Annotated in this window: 15 protein-coding genes and 1 other RNA gene; 5 read left to right on the top strand and 11 right to left on the bottom strand. The window is 64.6% G+C overall.

The window, feature by feature from the left end; all coding sequences use genetic code 11:
• Positions 1-2: 2 nt before the first annotated feature.
• Positions 3-1,244, bottom strand: coding sequence for a fumarylacetoacetase (gene fahA / locus CX676_RS07900; RefSeq protein ID WP_101754213.1), 1,242 nt, complete (start codon positions 1,242-1,244; stop codon positions 3-5).
• A 69-nt stretch (positions 1,245-1,313) separates the two neighbouring features.
• Positions 1,314-2,675, bottom strand: a complete 1,362-nt coding sequence (hmgA, locus tag CX676_RS07905; protein WP_101752127.1) for a homogentisate 1,2-dioxygenase — start codon at positions 2,673-2,675, stop codon at positions 1,314-1,316.
• Between the two features lie 149 nt (positions 2,676-2,824).
• Here hmgA and CX676_RS07910 point away from each other — a divergent pair, with 149 nt between their 5' ends.
• Together CX676_RS07910 and maiA are read left to right on the top strand one after the other, a co-directional pair.
• On the top strand, positions 2,825-3,265 hold the full coding sequence (locus CX676_RS07910; RefSeq protein ID WP_101754214.1) for a MarR family winged helix-turn-helix transcriptional regulator: 441 nt from the start codon (positions 2,825-2,827) through the stop codon (positions 3,263-3,265).
• Positions 3,262-3,876: a maleylacetoacetate isomerase gene (gene maiA / locus CX676_RS07915; RefSeq protein ID WP_101752128.1), complete on the top strand. Its 615-nt coding sequence runs from the start codon at positions 3,262-3,264 to the stop codon at positions 3,874-3,876. The genes CX676_RS07910 and maiA overlap by 4 nt, the downstream gene beginning before the upstream one ends.
• A 749-nt stretch (positions 3,877-4,625) precedes the next feature.
• On the opposite strand, the gene CX676_RS07925 is transcribed toward maiA, so the two are convergent.
• From CX676_RS07925 to CX676_RS07945, 5 genes are all read right to left on the bottom strand, one after another.
• Positions 4,626-8,270, bottom strand: a complete 3,645-nt coding sequence (locus CX676_RS07925; RefSeq protein WP_101752129.1) for a vitamin B12-dependent ribonucleotide reductase — start codon at positions 8,268-8,270, stop codon at positions 4,626-4,628.
• Between the two features lie 504 nt (positions 8,271-8,774).
• The gene (locus CX676_RS07930) at positions 8,775-9,314 is read right to left on the bottom strand and encodes a 5-formyltetrahydrofolate cyclo-ligase (RefSeq protein ID WP_101752130.1); all 540 of its coding nucleotides are present in this window, start codon (positions 9,312-9,314) and stop codon (positions 8,775-8,777) included.
• Positions 9,311-10,702 (bottom strand): magnesium transporter, encoded by a 1,392-nt coding sequence (gene mgtE / locus CX676_RS07935; RefSeq protein ID WP_101752131.1) that lies wholly within the window; start codon positions 10,700-10,702, stop codon positions 9,311-9,313. Before mgtE ends, CX676_RS07930 begins: the two co-directional genes overlap by 4 nt.
• A gap of 40 nt (positions 10,703-10,742) precedes the next feature.
• The gene (locus tag CX676_RS07940) at positions 10,743-11,528 is read right to left on the bottom strand and encodes an inositol monophosphatase family protein (RefSeq protein ID WP_232816617.1); all 786 of its coding nucleotides are present in this window, start codon (positions 11,526-11,528) and stop codon (positions 10,743-10,745) included.
• Positions 11,529-11,638: 110 nt separating this feature from the next.
• Entirely contained in the window at positions 11,639-11,998 is a 360-nt protein-coding gene (locus CX676_RS07945; protein ID WP_101752133.1) for a helix-turn-helix domain-containing protein, read from the bottom strand.
• Positions 11,999-12,175: 177 nt separating this feature from the next.
• Here CX676_RS07945 and CX676_RS07950 point away from each other — a divergent pair, with 177 nt between their 5' ends.
• The 3 genes from CX676_RS07950 (at position 12,176) to CX676_RS07960 (ending at position 15,582) form a co-directional block, all read left to right on the top strand.
• The gene (locus CX676_RS07950) at positions 12,176-13,141 is read left to right on the top strand and encodes an NADPH:quinone oxidoreductase family protein (protein ID WP_232816618.1); all 966 of its coding nucleotides are present in this window, start codon (positions 12,176-12,178) and stop codon (positions 13,139-13,141) included.
• Between the two features lie 134 nt (positions 13,142-13,275).
• On the top strand, positions 13,276-14,025 hold the full coding sequence (locus CX676_RS07955) for a Bax inhibitor-1/YccA family protein (RefSeq protein WP_101752135.1): 750 nt from the start codon (positions 13,276-13,278) through the stop codon (positions 14,023-14,025).
• Positions 14,026-14,388: 363 nt separating this feature from the next.
• Positions 14,389-15,582, top strand: a complete 1,194-nt coding sequence (locus CX676_RS07960; protein WP_101752136.1) for a Hint domain-containing protein — start codon at positions 14,389-14,391, stop codon at positions 15,580-15,582.
• Between the two features lie 113 nt (positions 15,583-15,695).
• Here the strand turns inward: CX676_RS07960 and rpmG are convergent, their stop codons facing one another.
• The 4 genes from rpmG to CX676_RS07980 form a co-directional block, all read right to left on the bottom strand.
• Complete coding sequence (gene rpmG / locus CX676_RS07965; RefSeq protein ID WP_101752137.1) at positions 15,696-15,863, bottom strand: 50S ribosomal protein L33; 168 nt, start codon at positions 15,861-15,863, stop codon at positions 15,696-15,698.
• 135 nt (positions 15,864-15,998) lie between these two features.
• The gene (locus CX676_RS07970) at positions 15,999-16,442 is read right to left on the bottom strand and encodes a PAS domain-containing protein (RefSeq protein ID WP_157935876.1); all 444 of its coding nucleotides are present in this window, start codon (positions 16,440-16,442) and stop codon (positions 15,999-16,001) included.
• Positions 16,443-16,541: 99 nt separating this feature from the next.
• Positions 16,542-16,922, bottom strand: an RNA gene (rnpB, locus tag CX676_RS07975) — RNase P RNA component class A.
• 53 nt (positions 16,923-16,975) lie between these two features.
• Positions 16,976-17,395: a GFA family protein gene (locus CX676_RS07980; RefSeq protein WP_101752139.1), complete on the bottom strand. Its 420-nt coding sequence runs from the start codon at positions 17,393-17,395 to the stop codon at positions 16,976-16,978.
• Positions 17,396-17,399: the final 4 nt, after the last annotated feature.

A 17,399-nucleotide genomic window follows, 5' to 3' on the forward strand; every position in this document is an offset into this window, starting at 1 on the left:
CGTTACGCCTTGGCCCAGTCCGGCAGGCCCACTGCCGGACGCAGCACGCCGGTGCACTCGCCAAAGCCCACGCGATAGCCGTCACCGATGGCCGCGCCGCGCAGGGTCAACCGGTCGCCATCCTCGAGGAAGCTGCGGCTTTCACCGCCGGCCAGCGTGATCGGTTCCTTCCCGCCCCAGCTCAGTTCCAGAAGCGAGCCACGGGCATCCTTCTCCGGACCCGAGATCGTGCCCGAACCCAAGAGATCGCCCACCCGCATCGAACAGCCGCTGGTGGTGTGATGGGTCAGTTGCTGGGCGGCGGAATAATACATCTGGCTGTAGTTCGTCCGCGCGATCACCGTTTCGGGCTTGCCCTCGGGCTGAAGCCCGACCTCCAGCGCGATGTCATAGAGCATCGGCCCAGGTTCACTCAGATAGGGCAGCAGCGGGCGCTCGCGCTCGGGCGTCGCCGCGCGGAACGGTTCCAGCGCCGCGCGGGTCACGATCCAGGGGCTGATCGTCGTGGCCGTGGCCTTGGACTGGAAGGGGCCGAGCGGCTGATATTCCCACGCCTGGATATCCCGCGCCGACCAGTCGTTCAGCAGCACATAGCCAAAGATCATCTCGTCCGCCTCGGCCACCGAGACCATGCCCGACGAGGGTTTCCCGATGATCGCCCCCATCTCCAGCTCCAGATCGAAGCGGGCCGAGGGCGCAAAGCGCGGCAGGTCCGCATCCGGCGCCTTCACCTGACCCCACGGGCGGATCACATCGGTCCCCGAGACCACGACCGAGGAGGCCCGGCCGTTATAGCCGATGGGGATCGACAGCCAGTTCGGCGGCAGCGCGTTTTCGGCCCCGCGGAACATGGTACCGACATTGGTGGCGTGATGCCGGCTGGCGTAGAAGTCGGTATATTCACTGACCCGGAAGGGCATCAGCAGTCGGGCCCCTTCCATCGGCACCAGATGCGGCTCGACAGCGGCGCGATGGGCCTCGTCCGACAGCAATCCGATCAGCTGCGCCCGCAGCGCCGCCCAGACCGCCGGACCCGCCGCCATGACGGCATTCCATGCGGGTTCCGCGAACAGCGCCGGGTCCTGCCCGTGATCGACCTTGGAGACATCAAGGATCTGCTCGCCGATGGCCACGCCCATCCGCGCGCCCTGCCCATCGTCAAAGACGCCGTATGGCAGGTTGTTCAGCGGAAAATCGGTGTCCGCGCTGTTGGCACTTGCGACCCATGACCGGATCAAGGACATGCTGTCCCCTTTCTTCTTCATGCAAATATCCTCGGGGGGCTCGGGGGGCTGAAGGCCCCCCGGCTTCGCTCACTTCAACCCGGCCGTGCCGTCGAATTTCTTCTCGATCCCGTCCCAGCAGGTGACGTAATCATCCTGCAGCGGCGCCTCGCGTCCGGCGAATTCGGTCAGGTGCTGGGGAAAGCGGGTCTCGAACATGAAGGACATGGTGTTGTCCAGCTTCTCCGGTTCCAGCGCGCTGGTCGAAGCCTTTTCGAAGGCGTCGCGGTCGGGGCCGTGCGGCAGCATCATGTTGTGGAGGCTCATGCCCCCGGGCACGAAGCCCTGCGGTTTGGCATCGTACTGGCCATAGATATTGCCCATCAGCTCGGACATGACGTTCTTGTGGTACCACGGCGGACGGAAGGTGTCTTCCATCACCATCCAGCGCTCGCGGAACAGCACGAAATCGATATTCGCCGTGCCCTCGACCCCCGAGGGCGCGGTCAGCACGGTGAAGATCGAGGGATCGGGGTGATCGAAGAGGATCGAGCCGACCGGGCAATAGGTCTTGAGGTCATATTTGACCGGCGCGTAATTGCCGTGCCACGCCACCACGTCCAAGGGCGAATGGCCGATCTCGGTTTCGTGGAACTGGCCGCACCACTTGATCGTCAGTTTCGAGGGCACCTCGCGATCTTCGAAGGCGGCGACCGGGGTCTTGAAATCGCGACGGTTCGCCATGCAATTCGCGCCGATCGGGCCACGGCCGGGCAGTTCGAACTTCTGGCCGTAATTCTCGCAGACGAAACCGCGACACGGCCCTTCGAGCACTTCGACGCGATAGACGAGGCCGCGCGGGATCACGGCGATCTCCTGCGGTTCCAGATCGATCACCCCCAGCTCGGTACAAAAGCGCAGGCGACCCTCTTGCGGCACCACCAACAATTCGCTGTCGGCCGAGTAGAAATAGGCGTCGACCATGGATTGCGTGACCAGATAGATATGGCTCGCCATCCCGACCTGGATGTTCACGTCGCCCGCCGTGGTCATGGTGCGCATACCGGTGAGCCAGGTCAGTTTCTCAGCCCCAAGCGGCACCGGATCCCACCGATATTGCCCCAGCGAGGTGACCCCCTGCGGCACATGCGGCGCGGTCTTCCAATAGGGCAGATCGATCGCGCGATAGCGGCCCGAATGCTTCACCGAGGGGCGGATGCGATAGCACCAGGTGCGTTCGTTCTGGTGGCTCGGCGCGGTGAAGGCGGTGCCCGACAGCTGCTCGCCATAGAGGCCATAATTCACCCGCTGCGGGCTGTTCATGCCCTGCGGCAGCGCGCCGGGAAGTGCCTCGGTCTCGAAATCATTGCCGAAGCCCGGCATGTAGCCGTCATGCGGCCCGGCAATGCCCGGTGCGCGGACCATGCCCGAGGGCAGTTCCTGTCTGGTCATCCTGATTCCCCCTCACGAGGCCCGGGACCGGGCCTGAATCTGTTGCCGCGAGTATTCGTTGCATTTGCAATGAAGTCAAGATATTTGTTGCAGATGAGATGAATTCGCGGGACTCTGCCGCCAAGACCAAGGGAAAGGATGCGCCCGACATGAGCCAGGACCTGCCGGATTTCGACCTCTCCGCCTTCCTGCCCTATCGCCTGTCGGTGGCGGCGCAGCGCACCAGCGCCGGGCTGGCGCAGGCCTATCGCGACCGGCACGGGATCTCGGGGCCGGAATGGCGGGTGCTGGTGCACTTGTCGGATTCGGGCGAGGTCTCGGTCGGAGATCTGGGCGCGCGGGTGAACCTCGAGAAATCCAAGGTCAGCCGGGCGACCACGCGGCTGGCCGATGACGGCCTGATCTCGAAGACGGTGAACGAGACCGACCGGCGGCTGGTCAGCCTCGCGCTGACCGAGCGGGGCCGTGCACTGATGGCCGAGTTGCTGCCCTTGGCCATCGCCTACCAGGCGCGGCTGGAAGCGGCCCTGGGCCCCCATCTCGCCGCTCTGAACGCCGCGCTGACCAGGCTGGAGGCCGAGACCCCATGATCACGCTCTATGATTACTGGCGCTCGTCCGCCAGCTATCGCGTTCGCATCGCGCTGGGGCTGGCCGGGCTCGACTGGCAGGCGGTGGCGGTCAATCTGGTCGAAGGCCAGCACAAGACACCCGCGCATCTGGCCCGGAACCCGCAAGGGCTGGTGCCGGTGCTCGAGATCGACGGGCTGCGGCTGACGCAATCGCTGGCAATTGTCGAGTATCTGGACGAGACCCGCGGCCTTGGGCTGCTGCCCGCCACGCCCGCCGACCGCGCGCGGGTGCGTGCTATCGCCCATGCCATCGCCATGGACATCCACCCGATCTGCAACCTCGGCACCGCGCGCCATGCGGTCAGCGCCTCGGACGGTGCGATCACCATGGAGGGCTGGATGCAGCATTTCATCGGTCGGGGACTGGCCGCGGTCGAGGCGATGTTGCCCGGCGGTGATTTTTGCTGGGCCGAGGGCGTGACGCTGGCCGATCTCTGCCTGATGCCGCAGGTCTATAATGCCCAACGCTGGCAGGTGGATCTGGCTGACATGCCGAAGATCCGGCGGGTGGCGGAGAGGCTGGCCGCGATCCAGGCCTTCGCGGCGGCGCATCCGGATCGGTGGGCATAGGCGCGGCAGAGGGCCAGCGTGCGACCGCCGGGTGGACGCTCGGGCGGTTGGACGCTCGCACTTATGGCACCAGCATATCGAACGGCTGTTCGGCGCTGGCCGGTGAAAGAGCGTCCGCCCGAGGGGGCGGTCGGACGCTGGCCCGGCGCGCTTCGCGCTTGATTCCGGGCCGGACACTTCGCATCCACCGAAAAGAAGGCGCCCCCCGCTGCGCTGCCACGCGGCGGGGGGCTGGGGTCAGGCTGCGCCTCTTGCCGGGCGGCTGGCTGCTGCGATAGGGGCGCGGAAAAAAGGGGCACCGCGACCTTGGCCTGACGGAAGGATGGGGGCCGGGCGCCCGCCCCCCTCTATTCTGATTAACGCTTACTGTCGGGCGTCCTCTTGACAGGCACCCACGTTGAGCCAGGCTTACTCGTCGGTGGCATGGTCCTGTTGTCAGGCACTGTCGAATAGTTCTTCTTCAGCCCTCCACGTGGTCCTTGCTCTTGAAAATACCACCGGAGTTACCGGAATTTCCGCCTGGTTTTTTGCCAGCCATGTTTAGTCTCCACAACTTATCCACAGGGCGCCTGATTTTTCTCGGGGTAAGCCTGTGGACTGTTTGAGCACCTATTGATCCGCCATTCCGATACTGTTCTTTCGAACCATCGGCCCTAATCGGACCGAGGAATGGCGAGCCCCACGCGGTACATTCGACGTGGGGCGGCCGGGGCGCGAAGCTGGAACCTTCGCGCCCCAACCCAATCTCCTCAGCTACACCCCGACGTCCCGCCGCAGGTGTTGCACTTCATGCAGGTGCCATTGCGGACCAGCGTGTAATTGCCGCAATCGCCGCAGGGATCGCCCTCGTAGCCCTGCATCCTGGCCTTGGCGCGCGCATCCATCGTGGTCACGGCGGCAACCTCGACCGCCTGGAAGCTGGCGGCACCCTCTGCCATGCCGGTCGCCACAGCGGCCGACGAAACCCCGCCCTGCAGCACCATCAACTCCTGCGGCAGGCGCTTTCTCAGATAGCCGGCGCTGCTGATCTGCTTCAGCATGGTCAGCGATTTCAGCTCGGCACTGTCGCTGACCGGGCTCACGTTCGGGCGGCCTTCGCCCTCGCCTTCGCCCAGCTCGTCAAAGCTGGCGCCCTGCGGCTTCACATGGGCCAGGTCGGTGCGGTCCAGGTAGCTGACGGCCAGTTCGCGGAAGACATAGTCAAGGATCGAGGTGGCGTTCTTGATGCTGTCATTCCCCTGCACCATCCCCGCCGGCTCGAAGCGGGTGAAGGTGAAGGCATCGACGAACTCTTCCAGCGGCACGCCGTATTGCAGGCCGACCGAGACCGCGATGGCGAAGTTGTTCATCATCGCCCGGAAGCCGGCACCTTCCTTGTGCATGTCGATGAAGATCTCGCCCAGCTTGCCGTCGTCATATTCGCCGGTGCGCAGATAGACCTTGTGACCGCCGACGATGGCCTTCTGGGTGTAACCCTTTCGGCGCTGCGGCAGTTTCTCGCGGTGGTGGCGGATCATTTCCTTGACGATGATCCGCTCGACCACCTTCTCGGCGATGACCACGGCCTTTTCCTGCAGGCTGCCGGTGGCGAGGATTTCCTCGGCCTCCCCGTCATCCTCGACCAGAGCGGAGGCCAGCGGCTGGCTCAGTTTCGAGCCGTCGCGGTAAAGCGCATTGGCCTTGATCCCCAGCGACCAGGACAGTTCATAGGCCGCCAGCGCATCGGCGATGCTGGCATTGTTGGGCATGTTGATCGTCTTCGAGATCGCGCCCGAGATGAAGCTTTGCGCCGCCGCCATCATGTGGATGTGGCTGTCGACCGAGAGGTAACGCTTGCCGGTCTTGCCGCAGGCATTGGCGCAGTCGAAGACGGCGTAATGCTCGGCCTTCAGGAAGGGCGCACCCTCCAGCGTCATGGTGCCGCAGACATGGTCGTTCGCCGCATCGATCTGCGCCTTGGTAAAGCCGAGATGGCGCAGCAGGTCAAAGCTCGGATCGTTCAGCTTGGCCGCCGGGATCCCCAGCGTGCCCTTGCAGAAATCTTCGCCCAAGGTCCACTGGTTGAAGACGAAGCGGATGTCGAAAGCCGTGGCCAGCGCCGCCTCGACCTTCTCGATCTCGCGCGGGCCGAAGCCGTGGCCGGCCAGCGCGGTGTGGTTGATGCCCGGGGCATTGCCGAGGCTGCCATGACCGACGGCATGGGCGACGATTTCCTCGATCTGGGCCGAGCCATAGCCAAGGGTTTCCAGCGCCGCCGGAACCGACTGGTTGATGATCTTGAAGTAACCGCCGCCGGCCAGCTTCTTGAACTTCACCAGCGCAAAATCGGGCTCGATGCCGGTGGTGTCGCAGTCCATGACCAGACCGATGGTGCCGGTCGGCGCGATGACGGTGGCCTGCGCGTTGCGATAGCCGTGCTTCTCACCCAGACGCAGCGCCTCGTCCCAGGCCTCGCGGGCCATGGCGACCAGCCGCTTGTCAGCGCAGTTCGCGGCGTCCAGCGCCACCGGGTTCACGTTCACTCCCTCATAGCCGCCCTTGCCATGCGCGGCGGCACGGTGGTTGCGGATGACGCGCAGCATATGCTCGGCATTGCGCGCATAACCCGGGAAGGCACCCAACTCGCCGGCCATCTCGGCCGAGGTCGCATAGGAGACGCCGGTCATGATCGCAGTCAGCACACCGCAGAGCGCGCGACCCTCGGCCGAGTCGTAACCCAGCCCCATGTTCATCAGCAATCCGCCGATATTGGCATAGCCCAGACCCAGCGTGCGATAGTCATAGCTGCGCTGCGCGATCTCTTTCGACGGGAACTGCGCCATCAGAACGCTGATTTCCAGCGTCACCGTCCAGAGCCGCGTGGCGTGGACATAGGCATCCGCGTCGAACTGCCCGCCGTGATAGAATGTGAGCAGGTTCATCGAGGCGAGGTTGCAGGCCGTATCGTCGAGGAACATGTATTCGCTGCACGGGTTCGAGCCGCGAATGGCCCCGTCTTCCGGGCAGGTGTGCCAGGCGTTGACGGTGTCGTGGAACTGGATGCCGGGATCGGCGCAGGCCCAGGCCGCATGGCCGATCTGGTCCCAAAGCTCGCGGGCCGAGACGGTCTTGGCGACCTTGCCATCGATCCGCCGCAGAAGCTCCCACGGCTTGTCACCGCGCACGGCGTCAAGGAAGGCGTCGGTCACGCGGACCGAGTTGTTCGAGTTCTGGCCCGAGACGGTGATATAGGCCTCGCTGTCCCAATCGGTGTCATAGGTCGGAAATTCAATCGAATCAAAGCCCTGCCGCGCATATTGCAGAACCCGGTTCACATAAGTCTCGGGGATCATTACCTTCTTGGCGGCGCGGATCGCGGTCTTGAGCGCGTCGTTCTTGGCCGGGTCGGTTGCATCCTCGATGCTGCCATCCCAGCCCCGGATTGCCCCAAAAATGTCGTTCAGCTTCTGCTCGTGCATCTTCGAGCCGGCGACCAGCGAGGCGACCTTCTGTTCCTCGATGACCTTCCAGTTGATGAAGGCCTCGATATCGGGGTGATCCATGTCGCAGATCACCATCTTGGCCGCACGGCGGGTGGTGCCGCCCGACTTGATCGCCCCGGCCGCCCGGTCGCCGATCTTCAAGAAGCCCATCAGACCCGAGGACTTGCCACCGCCCGACAGTTTCTCGCCCTCGGCCCGCAGGCTCGAGAAGTTGGTTCCGGTGCCCGAGCCGTATTTGAACAGGCGCGCCTCGCGGACCCACAGGTCCATGATGCCGCCCTCGTTCACCAGATCGTCGCTGACCGACTGGATGAAGCAGGCATGGGGCTGGGGATGCTCATAGGCGCTGTCGGACTTGACCAGCTTGCCGGTCTTGTAATCGACATAGAAATGCCCCTGCCCCGGACCGTCGATGCCATAGGCCCAGTGCAGCCCGGTGTTGAACCATTGGGGCGAGTTCGGCGCGGCCATCTGGCGGGCCAGCATGTGGCGCATCTCGTCGTAATAGGCGCGGGCATCGGTCTCGGTGGTGAAATAGCCGCCCTTCCAGCCCCAATAGGCCCAGGCCCCGGCCAGGCGGTCAAAGACCTGCCGCGCGCTCTGTTCGCCCACGAAGCGCCGGTCTGCGGGCAGCGCGGCCAGGGCATCCTCGTCGGGGACCGAGCGCCAGAGGAATTCGGGCACACCCTTTTCCTTCACCCGCTTCAGCGCCGCCGGCACGCCGGCCTTGCGGAAGTATTTCTGGGCGATCACGTCGCTGGCGACCTGGCTCCAGCTTTTCGGCACTTCCACGTTCTCGTTCTGGAACACGATCTTGCCATCGGGATTGCGGATCTCGCTGACCGTGGTCCGAAACTCGATGTCGCCATAGGCGCCGCTGGCTTCGGTGGTAAAACGCCGTTCGATCTTCATGCCTGCCCTCTTTGTCCCTGTCCCGCTTTGCGGTGTGTCGCGCGCTGCCGAGTCGGCCCATCGGCCCGCAAAACCGGGGCCGTTCAGGCACCATCGCGCCTGATCCGAACTCACTTCATGATAGGGCCGTGCCGCGCCTGGTGATCCTTGAGGGTGCCACCACATGTTGTGTGCGCCTTGGCCGCATCACACAAACTGACGTGTCCGTGAGCATGATTCAACAGATTTATTGCACCTTGGGCGCATTCTTTTCTGTTGACATCCCGGGGGCTTGGCGAGGCCCGAACGATGCTGCGCCGCCGCATCGAAACTGTTAATAAACCATTAACTTGATTGGAAAATTCAATGTTTTGGCGGGTTTCCGCCGGGGGATTCACGCGTTTTCCACAGGCTTATCCACGGGGATCGGTGGATAAGTCGGGGAATCACCCGGGAATCGCCCTGTGACGGTCAGGTGACAGGAGCAGACACAAAATCTGGTAGGTGCTGGGCGAAGGCACCCGCTCAGAAGCGGATGATCTCGCGATCTGTGACGATCAGGTCGAGCGGCTGATCGAAAGGCTCGGCCGGGATCTCGGGCAGTTCCTGCACCCCGAAAGCGAGGCCGATGGCCGCCACAGGACCCATGCCGCGCAGAAGCTGCAGCGTGCGGTCGTAGTAGCCGCCGCCATAGCCGATGCGGTTGCCGTGCCGGTCAAAGCCCGCCAGCGGCACGATCAGCACATGCGGGGTCAGCACCGCCGCGGTCTCGGCCGGGTGCGAGGTACCGAAGGGGCCGGGCACCAGAGCCCCGCCATCCCATTCCCGAAAGACCAGCGGCACCGCCTTGCCGGTCACGACTGGCAGGCAGAGCGGCCCGCGATGCGCCGCCATCGCCGCGCCGGGATCAGCCTCGCCGCGCATGGCGACATAGCCCGACAGCACCTGCCCCTCGAACGGGGCCAGAACCTGCATCAGATGCCGGTCAATCTCTGACTGATCGCCGCCCTGCCCACGCGCCGCCAGAGCCTGTTTGCGCAGCGCCGCCTTTTCCGCCGCGCTCATACCAGCACCGCCGAGGCGAGGCCCAGAAAGGCGAAGAAGCCGACCACATCCGTCACCGTGGTCACGAAGGTGCCCGAGGCCAGCGCCGGGTCGGCCCCGGCCTTCTCCAGCCCCAGGGGGATTAGGATACCGGCCAGCGCGGCGACGCAGAGGTTCACCACCATGGCGATGGCGATGACAGCGGCAAGGTTCACCCCGTCGAACCAGATCCAGGCCACAATCCCCATGACCACGGCAAAGGCCAGCCCGTTCAGCAACCCGACGATGGCCTCGCGTCGGACCACGCGCCAGACATTGCTGCCGGTCAGGCTTTTCGTTGCCAGCGCGCGGACCGCGACCGTCAGGGTCTGGGTGCCGGCATTGCCGCCCATCGAGGCGACGATGGGCATCAGCACCGCCAGTGCCACGATCTTCTGGATGGTGCCCTCGAAGATGGCGATGACCAGCGAGGCGACGACGGCAGTGACCAGGTTGATCATCAGCCAGGGCAGGCGCTGCCACAGCGTCTCCATGACCGAGTCGGTGATGGCCGATTCATCGCCGACACCGGCGAGGCGCAGGATGTCCTCTTCATGCTCCTCGTCCAGCACCGACATGGCGTCGTCGATGGTGATGACGCCAACCAGCCGGTCGTCATTATCCACCACCGGCGCCGAGATCAGGTGATACTGGTTGAAGGCATAGGCCACGTCGCCCTCGTCGGCATAGGCGCTGATGGTGCGGAAACTGTCCTCGGTGATGTCCTTCAGCCTGACCGAACGCTTGGCCGACAGCAGCCTCCCCAGCGCGACATAGCCGACCGGGTGGCGGCGCGGATCGACCAGGATGACGTGGTAGAACTGTTCGGGCAGCCAGTCCTCGGCCCGCAGGAAATCGATGGCCTCGCCCACGGTCCAGTGTTCAGGGGCAGTGACCACCTCGGATTGCATCAGGCGGCCGGCGGAGTACTCGGGATAGGTCAGCGACTGCTCGACCGCCATCCGGTCGGCATCGTCCAGCGCGGAGAGGATTTCCTCGCGCTCGCCCTCGTCCATGTCCTCGACCAGGTCGACGACATCGTCGCTGTCCATCTCGCGGACGGCCTCGGCCAGAACCTCCTTGGGCAGGGCCTCGATGACCTCGTCGCGGATCGCCTCGTCGATCTCGGACAGGATCTCGCCGTCCATCTCGATCGAGTAAAGCTCGAGGAACTTGCGACGTTCTGCCGGCGTCAGTCGCTCGATGATGTCGGCGATGTCGGCGCCGTGCATCGGTTCCAGCAGGGCTTCCAGCCGGGCGGCATCGCCGGCGTCCAGCGCCTCGTCGATCTGGCGCAACAGCTCGCGGCGGGGGGTGAAATCCTCGTCATCCCCGGGTTCGGTCGGCTGATCGGTGTTCTGATCGGTCATGCGACGGCCTCCTGTGGGACTGGTTTTCCGGGGGTTTATGTCAGCCGCGCAGCAAATCCAATGCGGCGGCGTGAATTTCGGGCGAAGCGGCAGCAAGGACACGCCCGCCCTGATGCGCCGGCCCGCCCTGCCAGTCGGTGACGATCCCGCCCGCCGCCTGCACAACGGCCAGAGGCCCGGCGATGTCATAGCTTTGCAGCCCGGCCTCGATCACCAGATCGATCTGCCCCAGCGCCAGCAGCGCATAGGCATAGCAGTCGAGGCCATAGCGGGTCAGCTGCACCTTTTCCGCGACCCGGCGAAAGGCCGCGCCCTCCTCGACCGTGCCGACCTCGGGAAAGGTGGTCATCAGGCTGGCTTGATCCAGCGTCACGCCGGTGCGCGTGCGCAGGGGTTCGACCCCGCGCGGTCCGGTCAGTCGGGCGATGCCAAAGCCACCCTCGAACCGTTCGCCAGTATAGGGCTGGTCGATCAGGCCATAGACCATGCCGGACCCGTCGCTGACGCCGATCAGAACGCCCCAGCTGGTCGCCCCGCAGATGAAGGCACGGGTGCCGTCGATGGGATCGAGGATCCAGCTGATCCCCGAACGCCCGGCCTCGGTGCCGAATTCCTCGCCGATGATGGCATCCTCGGGCCGGCGTTCCGCCAGAACCGCGCGCATGGCGCGTTCGGCGGCACGGTCGGCCTCGGTCACCGGATCGAAACCAGCCGCGCGCTTGTTGTCCGACTGCAGGTCGCGAGCCCGGAAATGCGGCAGGATCGCCGCCCGGGCCGCGTCCGCCATCAGATGCGCGGTTGCGACAATGTCAGTGCTGTCGGTCATGCCCGCCTCCGCTCTCCGGTCACGGGCAGTCATAGTGCAAGCGGCTGCATCAGGGAAGACGCAGGGCGCGAGGAGTTCGCGCCCTATTCGTCAGATGCGCCGCGGCTCATTCAAGCCGCGTCCGACAGCACCTTCGCGAGTTCGAAGATCTGGCGGCGTTGTGCGACCGGCATGGCGTAATAGGCACGCACCAGTTGCAGCGCTTCCTTGTCGCCGAGGATGTCGCCCTCGACGCCGGCGGCCATGCTGTCTTCATGCAGGCCGTCGAAGAAGAAGCTGACCGGCACTTCCAGCGCCCGCCCGATATCCCACAGGCGCGAGGCCGAGACGCGGTTCATGCCGGTCTCGTATTTCTGGATCTGCTGGAACTTGATTCCGACAGCTTCGGCCAGCTGCTGCTGGGTCATACCAATCATCCAGCGACGATGACGGATACGTTTTCCGACGTGAACATCTACACCATGCTTCATAACTCACCTCACTCAATCTATGAGGGCAGTAGCTTACTGGCGCTCACTTTTCGATACCGATGATGGGGGAGCACCCTGTTTCTGACCAAAAAGACAGGTTTGAAACTGCGCAGTCTGCAAGCTTTCTGACGCAGCCTTTGCTGCACTTGTCCAAAAGGACAGCCGAGAGGATCGATGATGGAAGACATTCGAATCGCACATGTTCCCGAGCGCGAATCACTGCCCGTGATCAGCAGCGCCCCGGCGCCGCACCCTGACAAAGGACAGGTGCTGGTGCGGATGCGCGCCGCAGCCCTGAACTTTGCTGATATTCTCAAGAGCCGGGGACAGTATCAGGAGGCCGAGGCCTTTCCGTTCGTCCCCGGGCTCGAGGGCGCGGGCGAGGTGATCGCGGCGCCGGAGGGCAGCGGATTGCGGGCCGGAGATCGCGTCGCGGTCTGGCAGCCGGGCACCATGGCTCAAATCGTCGCAGTCCCGGCCACGAGTTGCCTCAGGATCCCCGATGCGATGTCCTTTGACGAGGCTGCGGGGCTGCAGATCGCCTATGGCACCAGCCATCTGGCCCTGGCCGACCGCGCCAAGCTTGCCCCCGGCGAGACGCTGGTGGTTCTGGGCGCGGCCGGCGGCGTCGGGCTGACGGCGGTCGAGATCGGCAAGGCGATGGGCGCGCGGGTGATCGCGGTGGCGCGCGGGGCCGAGCGGCTGCGCGTGGTGGCCGAGGCCGGCGCCGACGAGATGATCGACAGCGACGCCACCCCCGACCTCAAGGCGCGCCTGCGCGAACTGGGTGGGGTCGATGTGGTCTATGACCCGGTGGGCGACGAGCCGGGGCTGGCGGCATTCGGTGCGTTGAACCGGGGCGGGCGCTTCCTGGTCATCGGCTTTGCCGGCGGCAAGCCGCCGCGCCTGCCGCTGAACCATGCGCTGGTCAAGAACATCACCATCCACGGCTTCTACTGGGGCGGCTACCGCCAGCTTGACCTCGCCGCCCTGCGCGACAGCCTGACCACGGTCTTCGATCTCTATGCCGCCGGGAAGTTGCATCCCCATGTCGGCGAGGCGCTGGAGCTGGACCGGATCGCCGAGGGCTATCGCCTGCTGGCCGAGCGCAAGGCGGTCGGCAAGATCATCATCCGGCTGTAGATGACGCCGATTTTAGCGGTTTGCAGTCGTTTTTCGCCCTCGCAGGATTGAATCCGGGCCTGTCTCTGCCAATATTCCGACACGAATGATTGGGTGGCGGACAGGCCATCCGGCAACCGCCAGGGGAGACATCGATGGCAGATTACAACACGATCCGGACCGCGCAGGGCCATGCGACCCGCTCGGCGGCGATCGATGAGGGCCTTCGGGCCTATATGAGCAAGGTCTATGGTCTGATGGCCGTGGGCATGGCGGTCACGGCCGCCTTTGCCTGGGGGATCAGCTCAATGGCCGTTGGGCCCGACGGGCAGGCGACGCAGCTGGGTTACGCGATCTATGGCTCGCCGCTGAAATGGGTGATCATGTTCGCACCGCTGCTGGTGGTCTTTGCCTTCGGCGCGATGATCAACCGCATGTCGACCGCGACCGCGACGCTGGTATTCTACGGCTTCGCCGCGCTGATGGGTCTGTCCATCAGCTCGATCTTCCTGGTCTATACCTCGGTCTCGATCGTCCAGACCTTCCTGATCACCGCAATCGCCTTTGCCGGCCTGTCGCTCTATGGCTACACGACCAAGCGCGACCTGTCGGGGATGCGCACCTTCCTGATGATGGGTCTGATCGGCCTGATCGTCGCGATGATCGTGAACATCTTCCTGCAGTCCTCGGCCATGCAATTCGCGATCTCGGCGATCGGTGTGCTGCTGTTCGCGGCGCTGACCGCCTATGACACGCAGAACATCAAGAACACCTATCTGGCGCTGGCCAATTCGAACCAGGATTTCCTGGGCAAGTCGGCCATCATGGGTGCGCTGACCCTGTATCTGGATTTCCTGAACCTGTTCATGTTCCTGATGCAGTTCATGGGCCAGTCGCGCGACTGATCGCTTCGCCCAGACCAGACTGAACCGAATCGCAAGGCCGGGCCAATCGCCCGGCCTTGTTGCATCCGGACCGGGCGGTTCGGCGAGACCCCGCCCAGTGGCGCCTAAAAGGTTAACGGTTTTTCGCCGTCATCGACTCGCTCATTTTGCTAGTACATTGATTTCTATAATATTAAACTGAAAAGTTCGAAAACCGCCCCTGCAATTCGTTAACCATTCGCGTTCTACTGGTTCCAAGGCAGCCGATCACCACGTCCCGCAGAGCCGGGACGACAGGGCTGCCACCCGGCTTCTGCCTGCATTGGGCGAAGCGCGGGTTCAGGCTTGGAACCGGGCCCTGCGCCCCTCAGTCAGTAGCGAGTGATGACCATGAACGACAACCCGACGCCCCCGCATGACGGCTGCACCTGCGGCCCCGAAGCGCCCGGCTGCGAGAAGATGATCTATATCGGGAAACTGCCGGATATGGACGCGGACGAAAGCAATCTGCTGGCCGATCGGGCCGTGCAGACCGTCGGCGGACAAACCTATGGCAGTGGCAGCGACCCGCTCTATCACGACCTGGTGCAGGTCACGATGAACGACGAGAACGGCGATGGCGTCATCCGGCCCGACAATGCCGGCGAATCCGAGACCATCACCCATGACGCCGCGGCGGAAAGCCGGGACTACAAGATCGACACCAGCTTCCTCGCCCGCGACACCGAGGTCACGGTGCTGAACGAGGATGGCACGACCAGCACGATCTGCACCACCGTCCGGGTGATACAGGACGATGCCGGCAATACCTTCATCATGCCGCCGCCCGAGGGCGCTTCGCGCGAAGAGATCGAGGCGATGACCAGCAAGCCCATCGTCTCGGTCACGTTCCCGACCGAGCGCGACTGCTATGACCTCTGCACCAAGAGCGTCTTCACCGATCGCAGCTGCTTTCCCTGCTTCGGCCGCGGCACGATGATCGAAACCGAGTTCGGCCCCCTACCGGTCGAGAAGCTGTGCCCCGAGATGAAGGTCTGGACCCGCGACAACGGGCTGAAGCCGCTGGTGTGGACCGGATCACGCCATCTGGGCGCGCTGCATCTGCAGGCCTATCCGAACCTGCGCCCGATCCGCATTCGTGCCGGTGCGCTAGGCCGGGACCTGCCGCTGCGTGACCTGGTGGTCTCGCCGCAGCATCGGATCCTGGTGCGCTCGAAGATCGCGCAGCGGCTGTTCGGCACCTTCGAGGTGCTGGTCGCGGCCAAGCAGTTGCTGCAGCTCGACGGGATCGACATCGCCGAGGATCTGGAAGAGGTCGATTACTTCCACCTGCTTTTCGACCAGCACGAGATCGTGGTCTCGGATGGGGCCGAGACGGAATCGCTCTATACCGGGGCCGAGGCGTTGAAATCCGTCGGACCGGCGGCCCGCGACGAGATCCTGACGCTATTCCCCGAATTGCGCGACCGGGACTTCCAAACCGATCCGCCGCGCGCGGCCCGGCCCCTGACCTCGGGGCGCATGGCCCGCAAGCTGGCAGTGCGGCACAAGCAGAACCGCCGCGAACTGGTCAGCTGACCGAGGAACGGCCGGGCAAATCGCCCGGCCGTTCTTCTTGAACCCAGAGCTCTCCGGAAACGAAAAAACCGCGCCTAAGGCGCGGTTTATCCTGTCTGTCTCGAAAGGCGATCTTACTTGATCTTGCCTTCCTTGTATTCGACATGCTTGCGCACGACCGGGTCGTACTTGTTGACCGTCATCTTCTCGGTCATGGTGCGGGCGTTCTTCTTGGTCACGTAGAAATGCCCGGTGCCCGCGCTCGAGTTCAGGCGGATCTTGATCGTCGTCGGCTTCGCCATATCATCTGCTCCTGCTGCGGCAGCGCGCGCATGGCGGCCCCGTGGAATTCGATTGAAGCCCGCCTTTTACAGCCCGAACCGGCAGAGTCAACAGCAAAACCCCGCATTCCCGCCGGCTGTGGCAGCCCTGTCGGCCTAGTCCTCGCGCACCAGCACCAGGATCTTCATCACCCGTCCCGTGGCATCCTCGACCGGGCTGACCGCGACGCTGCAGGTGCCCGAACCGGGGCAGTCCACCGCCTCGAGCAGCGTCGCCTCGCCCTCGGCGGCCTCGCCGACGGCACGCCGCAGATCGTCGGCGGGTGCGTCCAGCCAGAGATCCCAGAGGAAGCTGCCATAGACCCGCTGCGGATGGTTCAGATTGCCGAGGCGCGTCAGGCCGGCCGCGTTGATGAAGGTCACGCGGCCATCGCAATCCATCACATAGGCGGCCTCGCGGATGGTGCGCAGCAGCGCCAGGGCCAGCGATGCCCCGACCAGACGACCGCCATCGTCGCCCGATCGCGCCGACCGCAGAGAACTGTCGTCGGTCCCCGAAATGACATGCAGATTCGCCCCATCGGCACCTGACAGGCTCATGGCCTCTCTCCCCCGGTTCGCTGGATGATGCAGCAGCAATCTCATGCAGGTTAGCAGTTTCATGCCGCAATGGATATGAAACTCTTGTTAATTCCAGAGACGCGCGGAGAGCCTGTAAGCCGGATTTTGTCCAAGGGGTTGCCCCCTTTGGATGACCATTCCTCTGCCCCCGCCGTTACCGACGGGATCTAGCTGCCAACCCGGATCTTCTGGGGCAAGACCGCCCTGCCCCGTTGCCGGGGCGCGAGATCCCTATTCGGCATTGCTCCCGGTGGGGCTTGCCATGCGGGGTCTGTTGCCAGCCCCCCGGTGGGCTCTTACCCCACCGTTTCACCCTTACCCGCGCGGACGCGGGCGGTCTCTTCTCTGTGGCGCTTTCCCTGGGGTTGCCCCCGCCGGGCGTTACCCGGCACCGTTGCCTTGTGGAGTCCGGACTTTCCTCGCGGGCCTTGCGACCCACGCGGTCATCCAGCCCTCCGCGCAAGCGCGCATATGGCCGGGATTGCTCGCCGGGTCAACCGCAAGCCGCTGGATCAGGCACTGGGGACGTAACGCAGCGTCCCGGCAATCCCGCCGCCACCGTCCTTGGGATGGCGCACGCCTTCCATCACCGGCAGCTCGGTGAAGTCGAAGGGGCTCAGCCCCTCGAGGCAGGCGATATTGACCCCCAGCTGGTTCGGGTTCGAGCGGCGGCGGTGATGGGTATAGATGCCGCAGTGGCGGCAGAAATTGTGCTCGGCCTGCCGGGTGCCGAACTGGTAGAGGACCAGGTCGTCGCCGCCCTGAAGGATGCTGAGGCCGTCCAGCGGCGCGCTGACCGCCACGGCACCGCGCATCCGGCAGAAGCTGCAATTGCATCGCCGCGCAGTGTTAAGCCCGTCGCTGAGCCGCACCCGAAACCGCACCGCGCCGCAGTGACAGGCTCCGTCGATCTCGCTGATATCCGGGTTCATCCTC

It is taken from the genome of Paracoccus zhejiangensis (assembly GCF_002847445.1).
Lineage (GTDB): Bacteria > Pseudomonadota > Alphaproteobacteria > Rhodobacterales > Rhodobacteraceae > Paracoccus > Paracoccus zhejiangensis.

What these genes read in the sequence shown, in the direction of transcription:
- fahA (WP_101754213.1), bottom strand. Translation starts at nt 1,244, where the DNA reads ATGTCCTTGATCCGGTCATGGGTCGCAAGTGCCAACAGCGCGGACACC.
- hmgA (WP_101752127.1), bottom strand. Translation starts at nt 2,675, where the DNA reads ATGACCAGACAGGAACTGCCCTCGGGCATGGTCCGCGCACCGGGCATT.
- CX676_RS07910 (WP_101754214.1), top strand. Translation starts at nt 2,825, where the DNA reads ATGAGCCAGGACCTGCCGGATTTCGACCTCTCCGCCTTCCTGCCCTAT.
- maiA (WP_101752128.1), top strand. Translation starts at nt 3,262, where the DNA reads ATGATCACGCTCTATGATTACTGGCGCTCGTCCGCCAGCTATCGCGTT.
- CX676_RS07925 (WP_101752129.1), bottom strand. Translation starts at nt 8,270, where the DNA reads ATGAAGATCGAACGGCGTTTTACCACCGAAGCCAGCGGCGCCTATGGC.
- CX676_RS07930 (WP_101752130.1), bottom strand. Translation starts at nt 9,314, where the DNA reads ATGAGCGCGGCGGAAAAGGCGGCGCTGCGCAAACAGGCTCTGGCGGCG.
- mgtE (WP_101752131.1), bottom strand. Translation starts at nt 10,702, where the DNA reads ATGACCGATCAGAACACCGATCAGCCGACCGAACCCGGGGATGACGAG.
- CX676_RS07940 (WP_232816617.1), bottom strand. Translation starts at nt 11,528, where the DNA reads ATGACCGACAGCACTGACATTGTCGCAACCGCGCATCTGATGGCGGAC.
- CX676_RS07945 (WP_101752133.1), bottom strand. Translation starts at nt 11,998, where the DNA reads ATGAAGCATGGTGTAGATGTTCACGTCGGAAAACGTATCCGTCATCGT.
- CX676_RS07950 (WP_232816618.1), top strand. Translation starts at nt 12,176, where the DNA reads ATGGAAGACATTCGAATCGCACATGTTCCCGAGCGCGAATCACTGCCC.
- CX676_RS07955 (WP_101752135.1), top strand. Translation starts at nt 13,276, where the DNA reads ATGGCAGATTACAACACGATCCGGACCGCGCAGGGCCATGCGACCCGC.
- CX676_RS07960 (WP_101752136.1), top strand. Translation starts at nt 14,389, where the DNA reads ATGACCATGAACGACAACCCGACGCCCCCGCATGACGGCTGCACCTGC.
- rpmG (WP_101752137.1), bottom strand. Translation starts at nt 15,863, where the DNA reads ATGGCGAAGCCGACGACGATCAAGATCCGCCTGAACTCGAGCGCGGGC.
- CX676_RS07970 (WP_157935876.1), bottom strand. Translation starts at nt 16,442, where the DNA reads ATGAGCCTGTCAGGTGCCGATGGGGCGAATCTGCATGTCATTTCGGGG.
- CX676_RS07980 (WP_101752139.1), bottom strand. Translation starts at nt 17,395, where the DNA reads ATGAACCCGGATATCAGCGAGATCGACGGAGCCTGTCACTGCGGCGCG.